The organism is Pseudomonas sp. S30, from assembly GCF_016518545.1.
Classification (GTDB): domain Bacteria; phylum Pseudomonadota; class Gammaproteobacteria; order Pseudomonadales; family Pseudomonadaceae; genus Aquipseudomonas.
Genome location: NZ_JACVTO010000018.1, coordinates 81,934 through 100,907, shown reverse-complemented (window position 1 = coordinate 100,907; position 18,974 = coordinate 81,934). Strand labels below are relative to the sequence as shown.

At 57.4% G+C, this 18,974-nt stretch carries 31 protein-coding genes; all 31 read left to right on the top strand.

Going from position 1 to position 18,974, the window contains the following annotated elements; translation table 11 throughout:
• Nucleotides 1-28 precede the first annotated feature (28 nt).
• The 31 genes from fusA to IAE34_RS18820 all read left to right on the top strand — a co-directional run bounded on the left by fusA (nucleotide 29) and on the right by IAE34_RS18820 (nucleotide 18,833).
• On the top strand, nucleotides 29-2,173 hold the full coding sequence (gene fusA / locus IAE34_RS18970) for an elongation factor G (protein ID WP_200140488.1): 2,145 nt from the start codon (nucleotides 29-31) through the stop codon (nucleotides 2,171-2,173).
• Between the two features lie 27 nt (nucleotides 2,174-2,200).
• Nucleotides 2,201-3,394 (top strand): elongation factor Tu, encoded by a 1,194-nt coding sequence (gene tuf, locus IAE34_RS18965; protein ID WP_038707241.1) that lies wholly within the window; start codon nucleotides 2,201-2,203, stop codon nucleotides 3,392-3,394.
• A 140-nt stretch (nucleotides 3,395-3,534) separates the two neighbouring features.
• A complete protein-coding gene (gene rpsJ / locus IAE34_RS18960; protein ID WP_003186070.1) occupies nucleotides 3,535-3,846 on the top strand; it encodes a 30S ribosomal protein S10 in 312 nt (103 codons plus the stop codon).
• 81 nt (nucleotides 3,847-3,927) lie between these two features.
• Entirely contained in the window at nucleotides 3,928-4,563 is a 636-nt protein-coding gene (gene rplC, locus IAE34_RS18955) for a 50S ribosomal protein L3 (protein WP_200140487.1), read from the top strand.
• A gap of 12 nt (nucleotides 4,564-4,575) precedes the next feature.
• The gene (rplD, locus tag IAE34_RS18950; RefSeq protein ID WP_009397517.1) at nucleotides 4,576-5,178 is read left to right on the top strand and encodes a 50S ribosomal protein L4; all 603 of its coding nucleotides are present in this window, start codon (nucleotides 4,576-4,578) and stop codon (nucleotides 5,176-5,178) included.
• A complete protein-coding gene (gene rplW, locus IAE34_RS18945) occupies nucleotides 5,175-5,474 on the top strand; it encodes a 50S ribosomal protein L23 (protein ID WP_003255484.1) in 300 nt (99 codons plus the stop codon). The genes rplD and rplW overlap by 4 nt, the downstream gene beginning before the upstream one ends.
• A gap of 14 nt (nucleotides 5,475-5,488) precedes the next feature.
• Complete coding sequence (gene rplB / locus IAE34_RS18940) at nucleotides 5,489-6,313, top strand: 50S ribosomal protein L2 (protein ID WP_200140486.1); 825 nt, start codon at nucleotides 5,489-5,491, stop codon at nucleotides 6,311-6,313.
• A 16-nt stretch (nucleotides 6,314-6,329) separates the two neighbouring features.
• On the top strand, nucleotides 6,330-6,605 hold the full coding sequence (gene rpsS, locus IAE34_RS18935; protein ID WP_010486981.1) for a 30S ribosomal protein S19: 276 nt from the start codon (nucleotides 6,330-6,332) through the stop codon (nucleotides 6,603-6,605).
• Nucleotides 6,606-6,616: 11 nt separating this feature from the next.
• A complete protein-coding gene (gene rplV / locus IAE34_RS18930) occupies nucleotides 6,617-6,949 on the top strand; it encodes a 50S ribosomal protein L22 (protein ID WP_003103908.1) in 333 nt (110 codons plus the stop codon).
• 13 nt (nucleotides 6,950-6,962) lie between these two features.
• Entirely contained in the window at nucleotides 6,963-7,649 is a 687-nt protein-coding gene (gene rpsC, locus IAE34_RS18925) for a 30S ribosomal protein S3 (protein ID WP_003255481.1), read from the top strand.
• A gap of 12 nt (nucleotides 7,650-7,661) precedes the next feature.
• A complete protein-coding gene (gene rplP / locus IAE34_RS18920) occupies nucleotides 7,662-8,075 on the top strand; it encodes a 50S ribosomal protein L16 (protein WP_009397508.1) in 414 nt (137 codons plus the stop codon).
• Complete coding sequence (gene rpmC / locus IAE34_RS18915; protein WP_002555481.1) at nucleotides 8,075-8,266, top strand: 50S ribosomal protein L29; 192 nt, start codon at nucleotides 8,075-8,077, stop codon at nucleotides 8,264-8,266. Before rplP ends, rpmC begins: the two co-directional genes overlap by 1 nt.
• A 2-nt stretch (nucleotides 8,267-8,268) precedes the next feature.
• The gene (rpsQ, locus tag IAE34_RS18910) at nucleotides 8,269-8,535 is read left to right on the top strand and encodes a 30S ribosomal protein S17 (RefSeq protein ID WP_023534981.1); all 267 of its coding nucleotides are present in this window, start codon (nucleotides 8,269-8,271) and stop codon (nucleotides 8,533-8,535) included.
• A gap of 23 nt (nucleotides 8,536-8,558) precedes the next feature.
• On the top strand, nucleotides 8,559-8,927 hold the full coding sequence (rplN, locus tag IAE34_RS18905; protein ID WP_011063774.1) for a 50S ribosomal protein L14: 369 nt from the start codon (nucleotides 8,559-8,561) through the stop codon (nucleotides 8,925-8,927).
• An 11-nt stretch (nucleotides 8,928-8,938) separates the two neighbouring features.
• Nucleotides 8,939-9,253, top strand: coding sequence for a 50S ribosomal protein L24 (gene rplX / locus IAE34_RS18900; RefSeq protein WP_016715319.1), 315 nt, complete (start codon nucleotides 8,939-8,941; stop codon nucleotides 9,251-9,253).
• Nucleotides 9,254-9,273: 20 nt separating this feature from the next.
• On the top strand, nucleotides 9,274-9,813 hold the full coding sequence (gene rplE, locus IAE34_RS18895) for a 50S ribosomal protein L5 (protein ID WP_012316517.1): 540 nt from the start codon (nucleotides 9,274-9,276) through the stop codon (nucleotides 9,811-9,813).
• 13 nt (nucleotides 9,814-9,826) lie between these two features.
• Entirely contained in the window at nucleotides 9,827-10,132 is a 306-nt protein-coding gene (rpsN, locus tag IAE34_RS18890) for a 30S ribosomal protein S14 (protein WP_200140485.1), read from the top strand.
• A 209-nt stretch (nucleotides 10,133-10,341) separates the two neighbouring features.
• Nucleotides 10,342-10,734, top strand: coding sequence for a 30S ribosomal protein S8 (rpsH, locus tag IAE34_RS18885; protein WP_023382627.1), 393 nt, complete (start codon nucleotides 10,342-10,344; stop codon nucleotides 10,732-10,734).
• Between the two features lie 12 nt (nucleotides 10,735-10,746).
• On the top strand, nucleotides 10,747-11,280 hold the full coding sequence (rplF, locus tag IAE34_RS18880) for a 50S ribosomal protein L6 (RefSeq protein ID WP_027594874.1): 534 nt from the start codon (nucleotides 10,747-10,749) through the stop codon (nucleotides 11,278-11,280).
• 10 nt (nucleotides 11,281-11,290) lie between these two features.
• The gene (gene rplR / locus IAE34_RS18875) at nucleotides 11,291-11,641 is read left to right on the top strand and encodes a 50S ribosomal protein L18 (RefSeq protein ID WP_029614571.1); all 351 of its coding nucleotides are present in this window, start codon (nucleotides 11,291-11,293) and stop codon (nucleotides 11,639-11,641) included.
• A gap of 3 nt (nucleotides 11,642-11,644) precedes the next feature.
• Nucleotides 11,645-12,145: a 30S ribosomal protein S5 gene (gene rpsE, locus IAE34_RS18870; protein WP_003255465.1), complete on the top strand. Its 501-nt coding sequence runs from the start codon at nucleotides 11,645-11,647 to the stop codon at nucleotides 12,143-12,145.
• A 2-nt stretch (nucleotides 12,146-12,147) separates the two neighbouring features.
• Nucleotides 12,148-12,324, top strand: coding sequence for a 50S ribosomal protein L30 (gene rpmD, locus IAE34_RS18865; RefSeq protein WP_029614570.1), 177 nt, complete (start codon nucleotides 12,148-12,150; stop codon nucleotides 12,322-12,324).
• A gap of 3 nt (nucleotides 12,325-12,327) precedes the next feature.
• A complete protein-coding gene (gene rplO / locus IAE34_RS18860) occupies nucleotides 12,328-12,762 on the top strand; it encodes a 50S ribosomal protein L15 (RefSeq protein ID WP_039580851.1) in 435 nt (144 codons plus the stop codon).
• Nucleotides 12,763-14,094: a preprotein translocase subunit SecY gene (gene secY, locus IAE34_RS18855; protein ID WP_200140484.1), complete on the top strand. Its 1,332-nt coding sequence runs from the start codon at nucleotides 12,763-12,765 to the stop codon at nucleotides 14,092-14,094.
• 28 nt (nucleotides 14,095-14,122) lie between these two features.
• Complete coding sequence (rpmJ, locus tag IAE34_RS18850; RefSeq protein WP_011531897.1) at nucleotides 14,123-14,239, top strand: 50S ribosomal protein L36; 117 nt, start codon at nucleotides 14,123-14,125, stop codon at nucleotides 14,237-14,239.
• A 131-nt stretch (nucleotides 14,240-14,370) separates the two neighbouring features.
• Complete coding sequence (gene rpsM / locus IAE34_RS18845; RefSeq protein ID WP_012316515.1) at nucleotides 14,371-14,727, top strand: 30S ribosomal protein S13; 357 nt, start codon at nucleotides 14,371-14,373, stop codon at nucleotides 14,725-14,727.
• Between the two features lie 18 nt (nucleotides 14,728-14,745).
• On the top strand, nucleotides 14,746-15,135 hold the full coding sequence (gene rpsK, locus IAE34_RS18840; RefSeq protein ID WP_003255454.1) for a 30S ribosomal protein S11: 390 nt from the start codon (nucleotides 14,746-14,748) through the stop codon (nucleotides 15,133-15,135).
• Between the two features lie 15 nt (nucleotides 15,136-15,150).
• On the top strand, nucleotides 15,151-15,771 hold the full coding sequence (gene rpsD, locus IAE34_RS18835) for a 30S ribosomal protein S4 (protein ID WP_200140483.1): 621 nt from the start codon (nucleotides 15,151-15,153) through the stop codon (nucleotides 15,769-15,771).
• Between the two features lie 22 nt (nucleotides 15,772-15,793).
• A complete protein-coding gene (locus IAE34_RS18830) occupies nucleotides 15,794-16,795 on the top strand; it encodes a DNA-directed RNA polymerase subunit alpha (RefSeq protein WP_003255452.1) in 1,002 nt (333 codons plus the stop codon).
• Between the two features lie 42 nt (nucleotides 16,796-16,837).
• The gene (rplQ, locus tag IAE34_RS18825) at nucleotides 16,838-17,224 is read left to right on the top strand and encodes a 50S ribosomal protein L17 (protein ID WP_003255451.1); all 387 of its coding nucleotides are present in this window, start codon (nucleotides 16,838-16,840) and stop codon (nucleotides 17,222-17,224) included.
• A gap of 169 nt (nucleotides 17,225-17,393) precedes the next feature.
• On the top strand, nucleotides 17,394-18,833 hold the full coding sequence (locus tag IAE34_RS18820) for a catalase (RefSeq protein ID WP_200140482.1): 1,440 nt from the start codon (nucleotides 17,394-17,396) through the stop codon (nucleotides 18,831-18,833).
• The last annotated feature ends 141 nt before the right edge of the window (nucleotides 18,834-18,974 follow it).

Genomic DNA, 18,974 nt, shown 5'->3' with positions numbered 1-18,974 from the left:
CAAGCATCAATCATTTTGCGAGGGCTTTATGGCTCGTACTACAGCAATTAACCGCTACCGCAACATCGGTATTTGCGCCCACGTTGACGCGGGCAAGACTACCACTACCGAGCGGATCCTGTTCTACACAGGCTTGAGCCACAAGATGGGCGAGGTGCACGACGGCGCCGCGACCACCGACTGGATGGTGCAGGAGCAGGAGCGGGGTATCACCATTACCTCCGCTGCCGTGACCACCTTCTGGAAAGGTTCGGTTGGTCAGTATGACAACTACCGCGTCAACGTCATCGATACCCCCGGCCACGTTGACTTCACCATCGAAGTAGAGCGTTCGCTGCGCGTACTCGACGGTGCGGTCGTTGTGTTCTGCGGCACCTCCGGCGTTGAGCCGCAGTCCGAAACCGTATGGCGTCAGGCCAACAAGTACGGTGTTCCGCGTATCGTCTACGTGAACAAGATGGACCGTGCCGGTGCCAACTTCCTGCGTGTCGTAGGTCAGATCAAGAATCGCCTGGGTCACACCCCGGTTCCGATTCAGCTGGCCATCGGTTCGGAAGATAACTTCCAGGGTCAGATCGACCTGATCAAGATGAAGGCTATCTACTGGAACGAAGAAGACAAAGGCACCACCTATCGTGAGGAAGAAATTCCTGCCGATCTGCTGGCCGAGGCTGAAAAGTGGCGCGGCGACATGGTTGAAGCTGCCGCCGAAGCCAACGAAGAGCTGATGAACAAGTACCTTGAAGAAGGTGAGCTGACCGTCGAAGAGATCAAGGCAGGCCTGCGCGCGCGCACCCTGGCCGGCGAGATCGTTCCGGCTGTCTGCGGTTCGTCGTTCAAGAACAAGGGCGTTCCCCTGGTTCTCGACGCCGTCATCGAGTTCCTGCCTGCTCCGACCGAGATCCCTGCAATCCAGGGTATCAACCCGGACGACAAGGATCTGGACAAAGAAGACCCGGCCGTTCGCAAGGACGAGCGTCACGCTGACGACGACGAGCCGTTCTCGGCCCTGGCGTTCAAGATCGCGACCGACCCGTTCGTGGGTACGTTGACCTTCGTCCGCGTCTACTCGGGCGTTCTGAGCTCCGGTGACTCGGTCATCAACTCGGTCAAAGGCAAGAAAGAGCGCGTTGGCCGTATGGTGCAGATGCACGCCAACCAGCGTGAAGAGATCAAAGAAGTACGTGCAGGCGACATCGCTGCTTTGATCGGTATGAAGGACGTGACCACGGGCGAAACCCTGTGCAACGCCGACAAGCCAATCATCCTCGAGCGCATGGACTTCCCTGAGCCGGTCATTTCGCTCTCCGTAGAGCCGAAAACCAAGGCTGACCAGGAGAAGATGGGTATTGCATTGGGCAAGCTGGCCCAGGAAGACCCGTCGTTCCGCGTCAAGACCGACGAAGAGACTGGCCAGACCATCATCTCCGGTATGGGTGAGCTGCACCTGGACATCCTCGTTGACCGCATGAAGCGCGAATTCAACGTCGAAGCCAACATCGGCAAGCCGCAGGTTTCGTATCGCGAGAAGATCACCAAGTCCAACGTCGAGATCGAAGGCAAATTCGTTCGTCAGTCGGGTGGTCGTGGTCAGTTCGGTCACTGCTGGATCCGTTTCTCGGAGCCGGACGTCGATGCGAAAGGCAACATCACCGAAGGTCTGGAATTCAAGAACGAAGTCGTTGGTGGTGTGATTCCGAAGGAATTCATTGCCCCGATCCAGAAGGGTATCGAAGAGCAGATGAAAAACGGCGTCGTTGCCGGTTATCCTCTGATCGGCCTCAAGGCCACGGTATTCGACGGTTCGTACCACGACGTCGACTCCAACGAAATGGCGTTCAAAATCGCTGCTTCGATGGCGACCAAGCAACTGGCCCAGAAGGGCGGTGGCGTGGTTCTCGAGCCGATCATGAAGGTCGAAGTTGTAACCCCGGAAGACTACCTGGGTGACGTGATGGGTGACCTGAACCGTCGTCGTGGTCTGGTACAGGGTATGGATGAATCGGTCTCCGGCCGCGTCGTCCGCGCTGAAGTTCCGCTCGGAGAGATGTTCGGTTACGCGACCGACGTTCGTTCCATGTCTCAGGGTCGCGCAAGCTACTCCATGGAATTCTCCAAATACGCCGAAGCTCCGTCGAACATCGTCGAAGCACTCGTTAAAAAACAAGGCTAATCCCCTTTAGGCAAGAGGTTCACTGTCGTGGCTAAAGAAAAATTTGATCGTTCCCTTCCCCACGTCAACGTCGGCACCATCGGCCACGTTGACCACGGTAAGACCACTCTGACCGCAGCTCTGACTCGCGTCTGCTCCGAAGTCTTCGGTTCGGCAGTCGTCGAGTTCGACAAGATCGACTCGGCTCCGGAAGAAAAAGCACGCGGTATCACCATCAACACCGCGCACGTCGAGTACAACTCGAACATTCGTCACTACGCTCACGTCGACTGCCCAGGTCACGCTGACTACGTGAAGAACATGATCACCGGTGCTGCGCAGATGGACGGCGCGATCCTGGTGTGCTCGGCCGCCGATGGTCCGATGCCGCAAACCCGTGAGCACATCCTGCTGTCGCGTCAGGTTGGCGTTCCGTACATCGTGGTCTTCCTGAACAAGGCTGACCTGGTAGACGACGCCGAGCTGCTGGAACTGGTCGAGATGGAAGTTCGCGACCTGCTGTCCACCTACGACTTCCCAGGCGACGACACCCCGATCATCATCGGTTCGGCTCGTATGGCGCTGGAAGGCAAAGACGACAACGAAATGGGCACTACCGCTGTCAAGAAGCTGGTAGAGACTCTGGATGCCTACATCCCTGAGCCAGTTCGTGCAATCGACCAGCCGTTCCTGATGCCGATCGAAGACGTGTTCTCGATCTCGGGTCGCGGTACCGTTGTGACCGGCCGTATCGAGCGTGGCATCGTCCGCGTTCAGGACGCCCTGGAAATCGTTGGTCTGCGTGACACCACCACCACCACCTGCACCGGTGTTGAGATGTTCCGCAAGCTGCTGGACGAAGGTCGTGCTGGCGAGAACTGCGGCGTTCTGCTGCGTGGTACCAAGCGTGACGACGTCGAGCGTGGCCAGGTTCTGGTCAAGCCGGGTTCGGTCAAGCCGCACACCAAGTTCACCGCAGAAGTCTACGTGCTGTCCAAAGAAGAAGGCGGCCGTCACACGCCGTTCTTCAAAGGCTACCGTCCTCAGTTCTACTTCCGTACCACTGACGTGACCGGTAACTGCGAACTGCCGGAAGGCGTTGAGATGGTAATGCCAGGTGACAACATTCAGATGACTGTCACCCTGATCAAGACCATCGCGATGGAAGACGGTCTGCGCTTCGCCATCCGTGAAGGCGGTCGTACCGTCGGCGCCGGCGTCGTAGCCAAAATCATCGAGTAATCTCTCGATCGATTGAAAGAGCCCCCGCCTAGCGGGGGCTTTTTTATTGGGTTGACACAAAAAGGGGGCGTCTATAGAATCACGCCTCCTTTTAACGGGCGTAGTGCGCCCGATGGGAACAGCCTGGAGTCTGAAATCCAATGCAAAATCAGCAAATCCGTATCAGGTTGAAGGCTTTTGACCATCGCCTGATCGACCAATCCACCCAGGAAATCGTGGAAACCGCGAAACGTACTGGGGCACAAGTGCGTGGTCCAATTCCACTGCCAACCCGCAAAGAGCGTTTCACCGTTCTGGTCTCCCCGCACGTCAACAAAGATGCGCGTGACCAGTACGAGATTCGCACTCATAAGCGCGTTCTGGACATCGTCCAGCCTACGGATAAAACCGTTGATGCGCTGATGAAGCTTGATCTCGCGGCAGGCGTGGAAGTGCAGATCAGCCTCGGCTAAGACTTCGGTCCTAGTCGTGTAACGCTCTGAAATGGGCGGCCATAGCGGGTGAAAGCCCCGTACACTCATGAGGTTTACAACATGACTATTGGTGTAGTCGGTCGCAAATGCGGTATGACCCGCGTTTTCACCGAAGAAGGTGTCTCCATTCCGGTCACGGTCATCGAGATCGAGCCGAATCGCGTCACCCAGTTCAAAACTGAAGAAACCGATGGCTACCGTGCAGTGCAAGTCACTGTCGGCGAGCGTCGTGCTTCGCGCGTGACTGCCGCTCAGGCAGGTCACTTCGCCAAGGCTAACGTTGCCGCTGGTCGCAGTGTTTGGGAGTTCCGTCTTGAAGAAGGCGATTTCCAGGCTGGCGATCTGATCAAAGCTGAACTCTTCACTGCAGGCCAGCTGGTAGACGTAACCGGTCAGTCCAAAGGTAAAGGCTTCGCCGGTACCATCAAGCGTTGGAACTTCCGTGGTCAGGACAACACCCACGGTAACTCCGTATCGCACCGTGTCCCTGGCTCCATCGGCCAGTGCCAGACTCCTGGTCGTGTATTCAAGGGCAAGAAGATGTCCGGTCACATGGGCGCCGAGCGCGTGACTGTTCAGTCCCTGGAAGTGGTACGCGTAGACGCTGAACGCAACCTGCTGCTGATCAAGGGTGCCGTTCCAGGCGCTACTGGCGGCGACGTGGTTGTGCGTCCGGCTGTCAAGGCTCGCGGTTAAGGGGAAACTGACATGCAACTCAATGTAAATGACGCTCAGGCGATCGAAGTTTCCGAACTGACTTTCGGTGGCGAATTCAACGAGACGCTGGTACACCAAGCAGTCGTGGCCTACATGGCCGGCGGCCGTCAGGGCACCAAGCAGCAGAAGACCCGTTCTGACGTAGCCGGTGGCGGTAAGCGCCCATGGCGTCAGAAGGGTACTGGCCGTGCACGTGCCGGTACCACTCGTGGTCCGATCTGGCGTGGCGGTGGTGTCACCTTCGCAGCTCGCCCTCAAGATCACTCGCAAAAGCTCAACAAGAAGATGTATCGCGCTGCTCTGCGCTCCATCCTCTCCGAGTTGGTGCGCAGCGATCGTCTGGTCGTGGTTCAGGACTTCGCTGTCGAAGCGCCGAAAACCAAAGACCTGCTGAACAAGCTGAATGGCATGGGCCTGAATGACGTCCTGATCGTTTCGGACGCCGTTGATCAGAATCTGTACCTGGCTGCTCGCAACCTGCCGCACGTCGATGTTCGTGACGTTCAAGGTTCCGACCCGGTCAGCCTGATCGCCTACGAGAAAGTGTTGATCACTGTCTCGGCCGTGAAGAAATTCGAGGAGCTGCTGGGATGAACCAGGAACGCGTATTCAAAGTCCTCCTTGGCCCGCACGTTTCCGAGAAGGCTACCGTTCTGGCTGAGAAGAAAGGCCAGTTCGTATTCAAGGTTGCCACTGATGCAACCAAGCTGGAAATCAAGAAAGCTGTCGAAGGCCTGTTCAACGTAAAAGTTGAAAACGTGTCGACTGTCAACGTTCTGGGTAAAACCAAGCGTACCGCACGTGGTCTGGGCAAGCGTAATGACTGGAAGAAGGCGATCGTCTCCCTTCAGCCAGGCCAAGATCTCGATTTCAGCAGCAGTGCTGAGTAAGGAAGGGGTGCATCATGGCAATCGTTAAATGCAAACCGACTTCCCCTGGCCGCCGTTTCGTGGTCAAGGTGGTCAACAAGGAGCTGCATAAAGGCGCTCCTCACGCACCGCTGCTCGAGAAGAAATCGAAGTCTGGTGGTCGTAACAACAATGGCCGCATTACTACCCGTCACGTGGGTGGTGGTCACAAGCAGCATTACCGTCTGGTCGACTTCCGTCGCAACGACAAAGATGGCATCCCTGCCACCGTCGAGCGCGTCGAATACGACCCGAACCGTACTGCTCACATCGCACTGCTGTGCTACGCAGACGGCGAACGCCGCTACATCATCGCCCCTAAAGGCGTGAGCGCTGGCGACCAGCTGATCGCAGGTGCCCTGGCCCCAATCAAGGCCGGTAACTCCTTGCAACTGCGCAACATCCCAGTAGGTAGCACCGTTCACGGCATCGAACTGAAGCCGGGTAAAGGTGCACAGATCGCTCGTTCCGCTGGTGCTTCGGCTCAGCTGATCGCTCGTGAAGGTGCCTATGTGACTCTGCGTCTGCGCTCCGGTGAGATGCGCAAAGTACTGGCTGAATGCCGTGCGACCCTGGGCGAAGTCTCGAACTCCGAGCACAGCCTGCGTTCGCTGGGTAAAGCAGGTGCTAAACGCTGGCGCGGCGTTCGCCCAACCGTTCGTGGTGTTGCCATGAACCCGGTTGACCACCCGCATGGTGGTGGTGAAGGTCGTACCTCCGGTGGTCGTCATCCGGTATCGCCATGGGGCTTCCCAACCAAGGGTGCGAAGACCCGCGGTAATAAGCGTACCGACAAAATGATCGTCCGTCGTCGCAAGTAACTAGAGGGATACGACAGTGCCACGTTCTCTGAAAAAAGGTCCTTTTATCGATCTTCACCTTCTGAAGAAGATCGAAGTGGCGGTGGAGAAGAACGATCGCAAGCCGGTGAAAACCTGGTCGCGCCGTTCGATGATCCTGCCACAAATGGTCGGTCTGACCATCGCGGTACACAACGGTCGCCAACACGTCCCCGTTCTCGTGAACGAAGACATGGTCGGCCACAAACTGGGCGAGTTCGCCGGTACCCGCACTTATCGTGGGCACGTGGCTGACAAGAAAGCCAAGCGTTAAGGGGTAAGGAAATGGAAGTAGCCGCTAAGTTGTCGGGCGCTCGAATCTCCGCCCAGAAAGCCCGCTTGGTCGCCGACCAGATCCGCGGGAAGAAGGTGGGCGAAGCGCTCAACCTGTTGGCCTTCAGCAGCAAAAAAGCCGCTGAAATCATGAAGAAAGTCCTCGAGTCGGCCGTTGCCAACGCCGAACACAACGAAGGCGCAGACGTTGATGACCTGAAGGTCTCCACCGTTTTCGTCAACGAAGGGCGTTCGCTGAAGCGCATCATGCCGCGTGCCAAAGGCCGCGCTGATCGCATCGTCAAGCGGTCTTGCCATATCACTGTCAAGGTTGCGGACAAGTAACGGAGTCGATCAGATGGGTCAGAAAGTACATCCCACTGGCATTCGCCTGGGAATCGTCAAGGAGCACACCTCCGTCTGGTACGCAGACGGTGCTACTTACGCAGATTACCTGTTGAAGGATCTGAAAACGCGTGAGTACCTCCAAGACAAACTAAAAAGCGCGTCCGTAAGCCGTATCGATATTCATCGTCCGGCTCAAACTGCACGCATCACCATCCACACCGCTCGTCCCGGTATCGTTATCGGCAAGAAGGGTGAGGATGTCGAGAAGCTGCGTCAGGACCTGACCAAGCAGATGGGTGTGCCTGTGCACATCAACATCGAAGAGATCCGCAAGCCGGAACTCGACGCCATGCTGGTTGCGCAAAGCGTTGCCCAGCAGCTGGAGCGCCGCGTTATGTTCCGTCGCGCCATGAAGCGCGCTGTACAGAACGCCATGCGTATTGGTGCCAAGGGCATCAAGATCCAGGTGAGCGGTCGTCTTGGCGGTGCCGAGATCGCCCGTACCGAGTGGTATCGCGAAGGTCGTGTGCCTCTGCACACCCTGCGTGCCGATATCGACTACAACACCTACGAAGCTCACACCACCTATGGTGTGATCGGTGTCAAGGTTTGGATCTTCAAAGGCGAAGTGATTGGTGGTCGCCAGGAAGAGCTGAAGCCGCAAGCACCAGCGCCTCGTAAAAAAGCTGCTAAGTAAGGGGTACGCCAAATGTTGCAACCAAAGCGTACAAAATTCCGCAAGCAGATGACTGGCCACAACCGTGGTCTGGCACTGCGCGGTAGCAAAGTCAGCTTCGGCGAATTCGCCCTGAAAGCTGTTGCTCGCGGTCGCCTCACCGCTCGCCAGATCGAGTCGGCACGTCGTGCTCTGACCCGTCACGTAAAACGTGGCGGCAAGATCTGGATCCGTGTCTTCCCGGACAAGCCTGTCACCAAGAAGCCTCTCGAAGTGCGGATGGGTAAAGGTAAGGGTTCCGTGGAGTACTGGGTTGCCCAGATCCAGCCAGGCAAGGTCCTGTACGAGATCGAGGGTGTTTCTGAAGAGCTGGCGCGCGAAGCTTTCGCTCTGGCCGCTGCGAAGCTGCCTCTCGCCACCTCCTTTGTTAAGCGGACGGTGATGTGATGAAAGCGAATGAACTTCGTGAAAAATCGGCACAGCAGCTGAACGAGCAACTGCTCGGCCTGCTGCGCGACCAGTTCAATCTGCGCATGCAGAAAGCAACTGGCCAGTTGGGGCAGTCGCACCTGCTCTCGCAAGTTAAGCGTGACATCGCTCGCGTGAAAACTGTGCTCAACCAGCAGGCAGGTAAGTGATCATGGCTGAAGCTGAAAAAACCGTCCGTACGCTGACTGGCCGTGTCGTCAGCGACAAAATGGACAAGACCATCACCGTTCTGATCGAGCGTCGCGTCAAGCACCCGATCTACGGTAAATACGTTAAGCGTTCGACTAAGCTGCACGCGCACGACGAAACCAACCAGTGCAAAATCGGCGACAAGGTTTCCATTACCGAAACCCGTCCGCTGGCCAAGACCAAGTCCTGGGCACTGGTTGAAGTCCTCGAACGCGCTGTTGAAGTCTAAGGGCTAGGGGTCGGAGAAATTTTATGATTCAGACTCAATCCATGCTCGATGTGGCCGATAACAGCGGCGCTCGTCGCGTCATGTGCATCAAGGTGCTCGGTGGTTCGCACCGCCGTTACGCTGGCATCGGTGACATCATCAAGGTGACCGTCAAGGAAGCGATTCCTCGCGGCAAGGTCAAGAAAGGCCAGGTGATGACCGCTGTTGTCGTCCGTACCCGTCACGGTGTACGTCGCGCTGACGGTTCCATCATTCGTTTCGACGGCAACGCTGCTGTTCTGCTGAACAACAAGCAAGAGCCGATCGGTACTCGCATCTTCGGGCCAGTGACCCGTGAACTTCGCAACGAGAAGTTCATGAAGATCGTCTCGCTCGCCCCTGAAGTGCTGTAAGGAGATCCGACATGCAAAAGATTCGTCGTGACGACGAGATCATCGTGATCGCCGGCAAAGACAAGGGCAAGCGCGGTAAGGTGCTGAAGGTGCTCGCTGACGACCGTCTGGTCGTCGGTGGTGTCAACCTGGTCAAGCGTCATACCAAGCCGAACCCGATGGCAGGCGTTCAGGGCGGTATCGTCGAGAAAGAAGCGCCTCTGCACGCTTCCAACGTTGCCATCTTCAATGGCGAAACCAACAAGGCTGACCGTGTTGGTTTCAAAGTAGAAGACGGTAAGAAAATTCGTGTCTTCAAGTCGACCCAAAAAGCGGTTGATGCTTGAACACTGCTAGGTAGAAGACCATGGCACGACTGAAAGAGATTTACCGGAACGAAATCGCTCCCAAGCTTAAGGAAGAACTTAAGCTGTCGAACGTGATGGAAGTTCCGCGCGTTACCAAGATCACCCTGAACATGGGCCTGGGCGAAGCGATCGGCGACAAGAAAGTCATCGAGCACGCGGTAGCCGACCTGGAAAAGATCACCGGTCAAAAGCCGGTCGTGACTTTCGCTCGTAAATCCATCGCGGGCTTCAAGGTCCGTGAGGGCTGGCCGATCGGCGTCAAGGTGACCCTGCGTCGCGAAAAAATGTACGAGTTCCTGGACCGCCTGCTGGCGATCTCCCTGCCTCGGGTTCGCGACTTCCGCGGCCTGAATGCCAAGTCCTTCGATGGTCGTGGCAACTACAGCATGGGCGTGAAAGAGCAGATCATCTTCCCGGAAATCGACTACGACAAGATCGATGCTCTGCGCGGTTTGGACATCACCCTGACCACCACTGCTCGTTCGGACGACGAAGGCCGCGCTCTGCTGCGTGCTTTCAAGTTCCCGTTCCGCAACTGATTGGAGTAGGAAAATGGCCAAGAAGAGCATGAAAAACCGTGAGCTGAAGCGTCAGCTGACGGTAGCCAAGTACGCCAAAAAGCGTGCCGAGCTGAAAGCGACCATCGTCGACCTGAACGCCTCTCCGGAAGCGCGTTTCGCCGCCGTCGTCGCTCTGCAGAAGCAACCGCGTGACGCCAGCGCCTCGCGCCTGCGCAACCGTTGCCGCCTGACCGGTCGTCCTCACGGTGTATACCGTAAGTTCGGCCTGGGCCGTAACATGCTGCGCCAGGCTGCAATGCGCGGCGACGTACCAGGTCTGGTCAAGGCCAGCTGGTAATCGCTGTTGGCATGACGCCGGCGGGCAGGGAGCGATCTTCCGACCGCCGGTGGCAGTGCACCCAAACAAGCCCCCTCGTGGGGCTTGTTTCGTTTCTGTCTTGTGTCTAGAATGACCGGCTCACCTGAGCCCGGGTTTTTTGTCCTGGGCGGAGAGGTGGTTGTGATAGCCGCAAGGCTAATAATTCTTGTATCAGGAGCATCTAGCCCATGAGTATGCAGGACCCGTTAGCGGACATGCTAACTCGCATCCGTAATGCCCAGATGGCTGAAAAGTCCGTCGTAAGCATGCCTTCCTCCACGTTGAAGGTCGCGGTTGCCAAAGTTCTGAAGGACGAAGGTTATATCGCTGGCTACCAAGTCAGTGGCGAAGCCAAGCCCTCCCTGTCGATCGAACTGAAGTACTTCGAAGGCCGTCCGGTCATCGAGGAACTGAAGCGCTCCAGCCGTCCAGGCCTGCGCCAGTACAAGTCCGTCTCCGACCTGCCGAAAGTACGTGGCGGTCTGGGCGTGTCTATCGTCTCCACCAACAAAGGTGTGATGACTGATCGCGCTGCGCGCGCTGCCGGTGTCGGTGGCGAAGTTCTGTGCACAGTGTTCTAAGGGGAGATAGGCATGTCTCGCGTCGCTAAGAACCCCGTTAAGCTGCCTTCCGGCGTCGAAGTCAAATTCGCCGGCCAGCAGCTTTCGGTGAAGGGTGCCAAGGGCACTCTCGAACTGAACGTTCACTCGTCTGTTGAAGTTACCGAAGAGTCTGGCGAGCTGCGCTTCGTCGCTCGCAATGGTGACCAGCAAGCTCGCGCCATGGCCGGTACCACCCGTGCTCTGGTGAACAACATGGTCCAGGGCGTAAGCCAAGGCTTCGAGCGCAAGCTCCAGCTGGTCGGTGTTGGTTACAAGGCACAGGCCAAGGGCACCATCCTGAACCTGGCTCTGGGCTTCTCGCACCCAGTGGACTACGAACTGCCAGCCGGTATCACCGCTGAAACCCCAAGCCAGACCGACATCCTGATCAAGGGTATCGACAAGCAGCTCGTGGGTCAGGTGGCCGCTGAAATCCGCGATTTCCGTCCGCCAGAGCCTTACAAAGGCAAGGGTGTGCGTTACGCGGACGAAGTAGTCCGTCGTAAAGAAGCCAAGAAGAAGTAGGGCCTAGCAAATGACCGACAAAAAAGTTACTCGACTGCGTCGCGCTCGCAAGGCACGCCTGAAAATGCACGAGCTCGAAGCCGTGCGTCTGTGCGTGTTCCGCTCCTCGCAGCACATCTATGCCCAGGTCATTTCGGCCGACGGCAGCAAGGTTCTGGCAAGCGCCTCGACCTTGGACAAAGACCTGCGTGATGGCGCCACCGGCAACATCGACGCGGCCACTAAGGTTGGCAAGCTGGTTGCTGAGCGTGCGAAAGCCGCCGGTGTATCTCAAGTTGCCTTTGACCGTTCCGGCTTCAAGTACCATGGCCGCGTCAAAGCGCTGGCCGATGCTGCTCGTGAAGGCGGGCTGGAGTTCTAAGTTATGGCAAATAACGATCAAAAGCGCGACGAAGGCTACATCGAGAAGCTGGTTCAAGTTAACCGCGTTGCCAAGACCGTCAAGGGCGGCCGTATCTTCACCTTCACCGCGTTGACCGTGGTAGGTGATGGCAAGGGCCGTGTCGGCTTCGGCCGTGGCAAATCGCGCGAAGTACCTGCTGCGATCCAGAAAGCCATGGAAGCTGCTCGTCGCAACATGATTCAGGTCGACCTGAAGGGCACCACCCTGCAGTACGCCACCAAGGCCGCCCACGGCGCCTCGAAGGTCTACATGCAGCCTGCCTCGGAAGGTACCGGTATCATCGCCGGCGGTGCCATGCGCGCCGTCCTGGAAGTTGCTGGCGTCCAGAACGTTCTGGCCAAGTGCTACGGTTCGACCAACCCAGTGAACGTGGTCTACGCCACCTTCAAGGGTCTGAAAGCCATGCAATCTCCTGAATCCATTGCTGCCAAGCGCGGCAAGAGCGTCGAGGAGATCTTCTGATCATGGCAACCGTAAAAGTAACGCTGATCAAAAGCACCGCCGGCCGTCTGCCTAACCACATTCTGTGCGTTAAAGGCCTGGGTCTGCGTCGCATCGGTCACACTGTAGAAGTCCAGGATACTCCCGAGAACCGCGGGATGATCAACAAGGCTTACTACATGCTGCGCGTCGAGGGTTAATCGATGAAACTCAATGATCTGAGTCCAGCGCCGGGTTCCCGTCGCGAGAAGCATCGTCCGGGCCGTGGTATCGGTAGCGGTTTGGGCAAGACCGGTGGCCGCGGCCACAAGGGTCAGACCTCCCGTTCCGGTGGCACCATCGCTCCGGGCTTCGAAGGCGGTCAACAGCCGCTGCACCGTCGTCTGCCGAAGTTCGGCTTCGTTTCCCTGAAAGCCATGGACCGCGCCGAAGTGCGTCTGTCCGAGCTGGCCAAGGTGGAAGGCGACGTGGTTACCGTACAGTCCCTGAAGGACGCCAACGTGATTGGCCAGAACGTTCAGCGTGTGAAAATCATGCTGTCGGGCGAAGTCACTCGCGCTGTCACCATCAAGGGCATCGCAGCCACCAAAGGTGCGCGTGCGGCTATCGAAGCAGCTGGCGGCAAGTTCGAGGAATAAATGGCTAAGCAAGGTGCTCTCTCTTCGCTCGGTAAGGGCGGGATGTCGGAACTCTGGGCTCGTCTGCGCTTTCTGTTCATGGCGATCATCGTCTATCGGATCGGCGCGCACATCCCGGTACCTGGCATCAATCCAGACCGTCTGGCGGATCTGTTTCGACAGAATGAGGGGACCATTCTTAGCTTGTTCAACATGTTTTCCGGCGGTGCGCTGGAGCGCATGAGCATCTTTGCACTGGGGATCATGCCGTACATTTCGGCGTCGATCATCATGCAGCTCATGACCGCGATCAGCCCACAGCTGGAGCAGTTGAAGAAGGAAGGTGAAGCTGGCCGTCGCAAGATCAGCCAGTACACCCGCTACGGCACCGTTATCCTGGCGCTGGTTCAAGCCATTGGCATGTCCATTGGCCTGGCCAACCAGGGCGTGGCGTTTTCTGTAGGTCTGGGCTTCCATGTCGTTGCCGTCTCCACGTTCGTGGCCGGCGCAATGTTCATGATGTGGCTTGGCGAGCAGATCACCGAGCGCGGTGTGGGCAACGGTATCTCGATGTTGATCTTCGCAGGTATCGTTGCCGGTCTTCCGAGAGCAATCGGGCAGTCTTTCGAGTCTGCGCGCACAGGCGATATCAATATCTTCGCCCTGGTCGCTATCGGTTTGCTTGCAGTAGCGATCATCGGTTTCGTGGTGTTCATCGAGCGTGGTCAGCGGCGTATTGCCGTTCATTACGCCAAGCGCCAGCAGGGCCGCAAGGTCTTCGCCGCGCAGACCAGCCACTTGCCGTTGAAGGTGAACATGGCGGGCGTCATTCCTGCCATTTTCGCCAGCAGCATCCTGCTGTTCCCGGCTTCGCTGGGTGCCTGGTTCGGTCAGTCCGAAGGTATGGGCTGGCTGCAGGACATCTCGCAGTCGATCGCTCCTGGTCAGCCGTTGAACATTCTGCTGTTTAGTGCAGGGATCATCTTCTTCTGCTTCTTCTACACAGCGTTGATGTTCAACCCGAAAGACGTAGCGGAAAACCTGAAGAAGTCCGGTGCCTTTATTCCGGGTATCCGTCCTGGTGAGCAGTCGGCGCGCTACATTGATGGCGTTCTGACCCGTCTGACCATGTTCGGTGCTCTTTACATGATGGCCGTCTGCCTCCTGCCCCAGTTCCTGGTGGTGGCTGCAAACGTGCCGTTCTACCTTGGCGGGACCTCGTTGCTGATTGTGGTAGTGGTTGTGATGGACTTCATGTCCCAAGTACAATCGCACCTCGTTTCGCACCAGTACGAATCCCTGATGAAGAAAGCCAACCTGAAAGGCTACGGTGGCAGCGGACTGCTGCGCTGATAGACCCCTAAGGTTCGAGGAGTCGGTAATGAAAGTTCGTGCATCGGTGAAAAAGCTGTGCCGCAACTGCAAGATCATTCGTCGCGAAGGTATCGTGCGCGTGATCTGCAGCGCGGAACCGCGTCACAAGCAGCGCCAAGGCTGAGTGTGATCCGCGCTTCAAACCCAGCAGCTAGTGCGCTGCTGGGTTGATTAATCGTTTCTACAGCGATATTATCTCGCGCCCTATTTCTTGGCTTCCGGGGCGTAGGTAGCTGTCAATTGGAGTCCCACTGAATGGCCCGTATTGCAGGCGTCAACATTCCAGATAACAAGCATACTGTTATCTCGCTGACCTACATCTATGGTGTCGGTCGCACTACTGCGCAGAAAATCTGTGCAGACGCTGGTGTAAATCCAGCCGCTAAGATCAAGGATCTGAGCGACGAGCAAATCGAAACCCTGCGTGGCGAAGTCGCGAAGTTCACCACCGAAGGTGACCTGCGTCGTGACGTCAACATGAAGATCAAGCGCTTGATGGACCTGGGTTGCTACCGCGGCCTGCGTCATCGTAAAGGTCTGCCGGTTCGCGGTCAGCGCACCAAGACCAACGCACGCACCCGTAAGGGCCCGCGTAAGCCGATCCGCAAGTAATCGCCCAGGAATATAGACATGGCAAAACCTGCTGCTCGTCCTCGTAAGAAAGTCAAAAAGACAGTGGTTGATGGCATCGCCCACATCCATGCCTCTTTCAACAACACCATCGTGACCATCACCGACCGTCAGGGCAACGCATTGTCCTGGGCGACCTCCGGTGGTTCGGGTTTCCGTGGTTCGCGCAAATCCACCCCGTTCGCAGCTCAGATCGCTGCCGAGCGTGCTGGTCAAGCTGCGCTGGAATACGGTCTGAAGAACCTCGACGTGAACGTCAAGGGTCCAGGTCCAGGTCGTGAGTCCGCCGTTCGTGCTTTGAACAGCTGCGGCTACAAGATCGCCAGCATCACCGACGTGACGCCTATCCCGCATAACGGGTGCCGTCCGCCGAAGAAGCGTCGCGTGTAATCAGGAGACAGATAAATGGCACGTTACATTGGTCCAAAATGCAAACTGTCTCGTCGTGAAGGCACCGATCTGTTCCTGAAGAGCGGCGTTCGCGCTCTGGAATCGAAGTGCAACATCGAAGCAGCCCCAGGTATCCACGGCCAGCGCCGTGGCCGTCAGTCCGACTACGGCACCCAGCTGCGCGAGAAACAGAAAGTCCGCCGTATCTACGGTGTCCTGGAGCGTCAGTTCCGCGGTTACTACCAAGCTGCAGCCTCGAAAAAAGGCGCAACCGGTGAGAACCTGCTGCAACTGCTGGAATGCCGCCTGGACAACGTCGTTTACCGTATGGGCTTCGGTTCGACCCGTTCCGAGTCCCGTCAGCTGGTGTCGCACAAGGCAATCAGCGTCAACGGCAAGACCGTAAACATTCCATCCTACCAAGTTCGTCCGGGTGACGTGGTCGCAGTTCGCGAGAAGTCGCTGAACCAGCTGCGCATTGTTCAGGCCCTTGAACTGTGCGCTCAGCGTGGCCGCGTTGAGTGGGTAGACGTTGATTCCGCTAAAAAGTCGGGCGTTTTCAAGAACGTTCCTGCTCGCAGCGACCTGTCCGCCGACATCAACGAAAACCTGATTGTCGAGCTCTACTCCAAGTAAGGGCTAGAAAATAGGTGCATCCATGCAGATTTCGGTAAATGAGTTCCTGACTCCTCGTCACATCGACGTTCAGGTAGTCAGTCCAACCCGCGCCAAGATCACGCTCGAGCCTCTCGAGCGTGGTTTCGGCCATACCCTGGGCAACGCGCTGCGCCGCATCCTGTTGTCCTCCATGCCTGGCTGTGCAGTAGTCGAGGCCGAGATCGACGGCGTACTTCATGAGTACTCCGCCATCGAAGGTGTACAGGAAGACGTCATTGAAATCCTGTTGAACCTGAAAGGCCTGGCGATCAAGCTGCACGGTCGTGACGAAGTTACGCTGACCTTGTCGAAAAAGGGTTCGGGGGTGGTTACCGCTGCCGATATTCAGCTGGATCACGATGTCGAGATCGTCAACCCCGATCACGTAATCGCGAACCTGGCGTCCAATGGCGCCCTGAACATGAAGCTCACCGTAGCTCGTGGTCGTGGTTACGAGCCGGCCGACTCCCGTCAGACCGACGAGGACGAAAGCCGCAGCATTGGCCGTCTCCAGCTGGACGCTTCGTTCAGCCCGGTGCGTCGTATCGCCTACGTGGTCGAGAACGCCCGTGTTGAACAGCGTACCAACCTGGACAAGCTGGTCATCGATCTGGAAACCAACGGTACCCTGGATCCTGAAGAGGCCATCCGTCGTGCCGCGACCATTCTGCAACAGCAGCTGGCCGCGTTCGTGGACCTCAAGGGTGACAGCGAGCCGGTTGTGGTCGAGCAGGAAGACGAGATCGATCCGATCCTGCTGCGCCCAGTTGACGACCTGGAACTGACCGTACGTTCGGCCAACTGCCTCAAGGCGGAGAACATCTACTACATCGGCGACCTGATTCAGCGTACCGAAGTAGAGCTGTTGAAAACTCCTAACCTGGGCAAGAAGTCCCTGACCGAAATCAAGGACGTCCTGGCCTCCCGTGGTCTGTCTCTCGGCATGCGCCTCGACAACTGGCCGCCCGCAAGCCTTAAGAAAGACGACAAGGCGACTGCCTGATCGTCGTAATCACCGAACGTAGTGTTTGGTAAGGAATGAATCATGCGTCATCGTAAAAGTGGACGTCACCTGAGCCGTACCAGCTCTCACCGCAAGGCCATGTTCCAGAACATGGCAGTGTCGCTGATCGAGCACGAGCTGATCAAAACCACCCTGCCGAAAGCCAAGGAACTGCGTCGCGTTGCCGAGCCGCTGATCACCCTGGCCAAGGAAGACAGCGTTGCCAACCGTCGTCTGGCTTTCGACCGTACCCGTTCGAAGTCTGCCGTAGGCAAGCTGTTCAACGATCTGGGCAAGCGCTACGCCACCCGTCAGGGCGGCTACCTGCGCATCCTGAAGTGCGGCTTCCGCGCTGGTGACAACGCGCCTATGGCGTACGTCGAGCTGGTCGATCGTCCAGTCGGTGGTGCTGTAGAAGCTGCCGAGTAAGACATCTGTCTGCTACAGAAAACCGGGCCTAGTGCCCGGTTTTTTGTTTCGGAATATATTGTAATAAACTATCAGGTAGGGCCCGTTAATTAATTAGATCTTCAGTGTTGTGGGTCTCATACTGACTCTCAAGCCGATAAACGGCACATGAGTCTGATAAGGAGAGCCCATGAGCAAGACCCTCACCACCGCCAGCGGCGCCCCCGTTGCCGACAACCAGAACTCCCGTTCGGCTGGCCCCCGTGGCCCGTTGCTGCTCGACGACTTCCAGCTGGTCGAGAAACTGGCCCACTTCAACCGTGAAAACATTCCTGAGCGCCGTGTACATGCCAAGGGGTCTGGTGCCTACGGTACGTTCACCGTGACCCGTGACATCACGCGTTATACCAGTGCGCGGCTGTTCGAAAGCGTCGGCAAGCAGACCGAGACTTTCCTGCGCTTTTCCACAGTGGGGGGTGAGCGTGGTTCGGCCGATACCGAACGGGATCCTCGTGGCTTCGCCGTCAAGTTCTACACCGAAGAGGGCAATTGGGACATCGTCGGCAACAACACGCCGGTGTTTTTCATCCGCGACCCGATGAAGTTTCCCGACTTCATTCATACGCAAAAGCGTAATCCGCAGACCAACCTGAAAAGCGCCCAGATGATGTGGGATTTCTGGTCGCATTCCCCGGAGGCCCTGCACCAGGTCACCATCTTGTTCTCTGATCGCGGTATCCCCGATGGTTACCGGCACATGCACGGCTTCGGCAGCCACACTTACAGCCTGATCGCAGCCGATGGCCAGCGCACCTGGGTGAAGTGGCACTTCAAGACCCAACAGGGCATCAAGAACCTGGCGCCCGCCGAGGCCGCGCGAATTGCCGGCACCGATCCTGACTACGCCCAGCGTGATCTGTTCGAGGCCATCGAACAGGGTGATTACCCACGTTGGACCGTCTGCATCCAGGTCATGAGCGAGGAGGAGGCTGCAGGTCGCGCGGAGAATCCGTTCGACGTCACCAAGACTTGGTCGCAGAAGGACTACCCGCTGATCGAAGTGGGTGTATTGGAGCTGAACCGTAATCCGCTCAATTACTTCGCCGAAGTCGAGCAGGCGGCGTTCGGTCCGAGCAACATGGTGCCCGGAGTCGGCCTGTCGCCTGATCGCATGCTGCAGGGGCGCGTGTTCGCCTACGCCGACGCTCACCGCTACCGCGTAGGAACCAACCACCAGCACCTGCCGGTCAATGCACCGCGCTGCCCGGTAAACACCTATCAGCGCGACGGTGCCATGAATTTCGGCAGCTACGGCAGTGCGCCGAACTACGAGCCGAACAGCTTTGCGGAGGCACCGAAACAGTCGCCCCGTCATGCGGAACCTGCGCTGGCACTCAGTGGTGCGGCCGATCGCTTCGACCATCGCGAGGACGAGGACTACTACAGCCACGCCGGGGCGCTGTTCCGTCTGATGAGCGCCGAACAACAGGCCCTGCTGATCGACAACATCGCAGGTACCCTGGCGGGTGTGACCGAGGATGTGGTGCGTCGTCAGTTGGCGCACTTCCACAAGGCAGATGCCGCTTATGGAGAGGGCATTGCCAAGGCCTTGGGCATCAATCTGTTCTGAGTGAAAGTGATAAGAAGAACCGCCCGCATTTGGGCGGTTTTTCAATGAAAATCACTACTGTTTGGCGACTTTTTTTACATAAATTGCGCGTTATTCAGTGACCTTGGGAAAATCATGGTTCACACTATGAGCCTATCCAGT

Excerpts from the sequence above, each read along its gene's own strand:
- fusA (WP_200140488.1), top strand. The coding sequence starts at position 29 with ATGGCTCGTACTACAGCAATTAACCGCTACCGCAACATCGGTATTTGC.
- rpsJ (WP_003186070.1), top strand. The coding sequence starts at position 3,535 with ATGCAAAATCAGCAAATCCGTATCAGGTTGAAGGCTTTTGACCATCGC.
- rplC (WP_200140487.1), top strand. The coding sequence starts at position 3,928 with ATGACTATTGGTGTAGTCGGTCGCAAATGCGGTATGACCCGCGTTTTC.
- rplD (WP_009397517.1), top strand. The coding sequence starts at position 4,576 with ATGCAACTCAATGTAAATGACGCTCAGGCGATCGAAGTTTCCGAACTG.
- rplW (WP_003255484.1), top strand. The coding sequence starts at position 5,175 with ATGAACCAGGAACGCGTATTCAAAGTCCTCCTTGGCCCGCACGTTTCC.
- rplB (WP_200140486.1), top strand. The coding sequence starts at position 5,489 with ATGGCAATCGTTAAATGCAAACCGACTTCCCCTGGCCGCCGTTTCGTG.
- rplV (WP_003103908.1), top strand. The coding sequence starts at position 6,617 with ATGGAAGTAGCCGCTAAGTTGTCGGGCGCTCGAATCTCCGCCCAGAAA.
- rpsC (WP_003255481.1), top strand. The coding sequence starts at position 6,963 with ATGGGTCAGAAAGTACATCCCACTGGCATTCGCCTGGGAATCGTCAAG.
- rplP (WP_009397508.1), top strand. The coding sequence starts at position 7,662 with ATGTTGCAACCAAAGCGTACAAAATTCCGCAAGCAGATGACTGGCCAC.
- rpmC (WP_002555481.1), top strand. The coding sequence starts at position 8,075 with ATGAAAGCGAATGAACTTCGTGAAAAATCGGCACAGCAGCTGAACGAG.
- rpsQ (WP_023534981.1), top strand. The coding sequence starts at position 8,269 with ATGGCTGAAGCTGAAAAAACCGTCCGTACGCTGACTGGCCGTGTCGTC.
- rplN (WP_011063774.1), top strand. The coding sequence starts at position 8,559 with ATGATTCAGACTCAATCCATGCTCGATGTGGCCGATAACAGCGGCGCT.
- rplX (WP_016715319.1), top strand. The coding sequence starts at position 8,939 with ATGCAAAAGATTCGTCGTGACGACGAGATCATCGTGATCGCCGGCAAA.
- rplE (WP_012316517.1), top strand. The coding sequence starts at position 9,274 with ATGGCACGACTGAAAGAGATTTACCGGAACGAAATCGCTCCCAAGCTT.
- rpsN (WP_200140485.1), top strand. The coding sequence starts at position 9,827 with ATGGCCAAGAAGAGCATGAAAAACCGTGAGCTGAAGCGTCAGCTGACG.
- rpsH (WP_023382627.1), top strand. The coding sequence starts at position 10,342 with ATGAGTATGCAGGACCCGTTAGCGGACATGCTAACTCGCATCCGTAAT.
- rplF (WP_027594874.1), top strand. The coding sequence starts at position 10,747 with ATGTCTCGCGTCGCTAAGAACCCCGTTAAGCTGCCTTCCGGCGTCGAA.
- rplR (WP_029614571.1), top strand. The coding sequence starts at position 11,291 with ATGACCGACAAAAAAGTTACTCGACTGCGTCGCGCTCGCAAGGCACGC.
- rpsE (WP_003255465.1), top strand. The coding sequence starts at position 11,645 with ATGGCAAATAACGATCAAAAGCGCGACGAAGGCTACATCGAGAAGCTG.
- rpmD (WP_029614570.1), top strand. The coding sequence starts at position 12,148 with ATGGCAACCGTAAAAGTAACGCTGATCAAAAGCACCGCCGGCCGTCTG.
- rplO (WP_039580851.1), top strand. The coding sequence starts at position 12,328 with ATGAAACTCAATGATCTGAGTCCAGCGCCGGGTTCCCGTCGCGAGAAG.
- secY (WP_200140484.1), top strand. The coding sequence starts at position 12,763 with ATGGCTAAGCAAGGTGCTCTCTCTTCGCTCGGTAAGGGCGGGATGTCG.
- rpmJ (WP_011531897.1), top strand. The coding sequence starts at position 14,123 with ATGAAAGTTCGTGCATCGGTGAAAAAGCTGTGCCGCAACTGCAAGATC.
- rpsM (WP_012316515.1), top strand. The coding sequence starts at position 14,371 with ATGGCCCGTATTGCAGGCGTCAACATTCCAGATAACAAGCATACTGTT.
- rpsK (WP_003255454.1), top strand. The coding sequence starts at position 14,746 with ATGGCAAAACCTGCTGCTCGTCCTCGTAAGAAAGTCAAAAAGACAGTG.
- rpsD (WP_200140483.1), top strand. The coding sequence starts at position 15,151 with ATGGCACGTTACATTGGTCCAAAATGCAAACTGTCTCGTCGTGAAGGC.
- IAE34_RS18830 (WP_003255452.1), top strand. The coding sequence starts at position 15,794 with ATGCAGATTTCGGTAAATGAGTTCCTGACTCCTCGTCACATCGACGTT.
- rplQ (WP_003255451.1), top strand. The coding sequence starts at position 16,838 with ATGCGTCATCGTAAAAGTGGACGTCACCTGAGCCGTACCAGCTCTCAC.
- IAE34_RS18820 (WP_200140482.1), top strand. The coding sequence starts at position 17,394 with ATGAGCAAGACCCTCACCACCGCCAGCGGCGCCCCCGTTGCCGACAAC.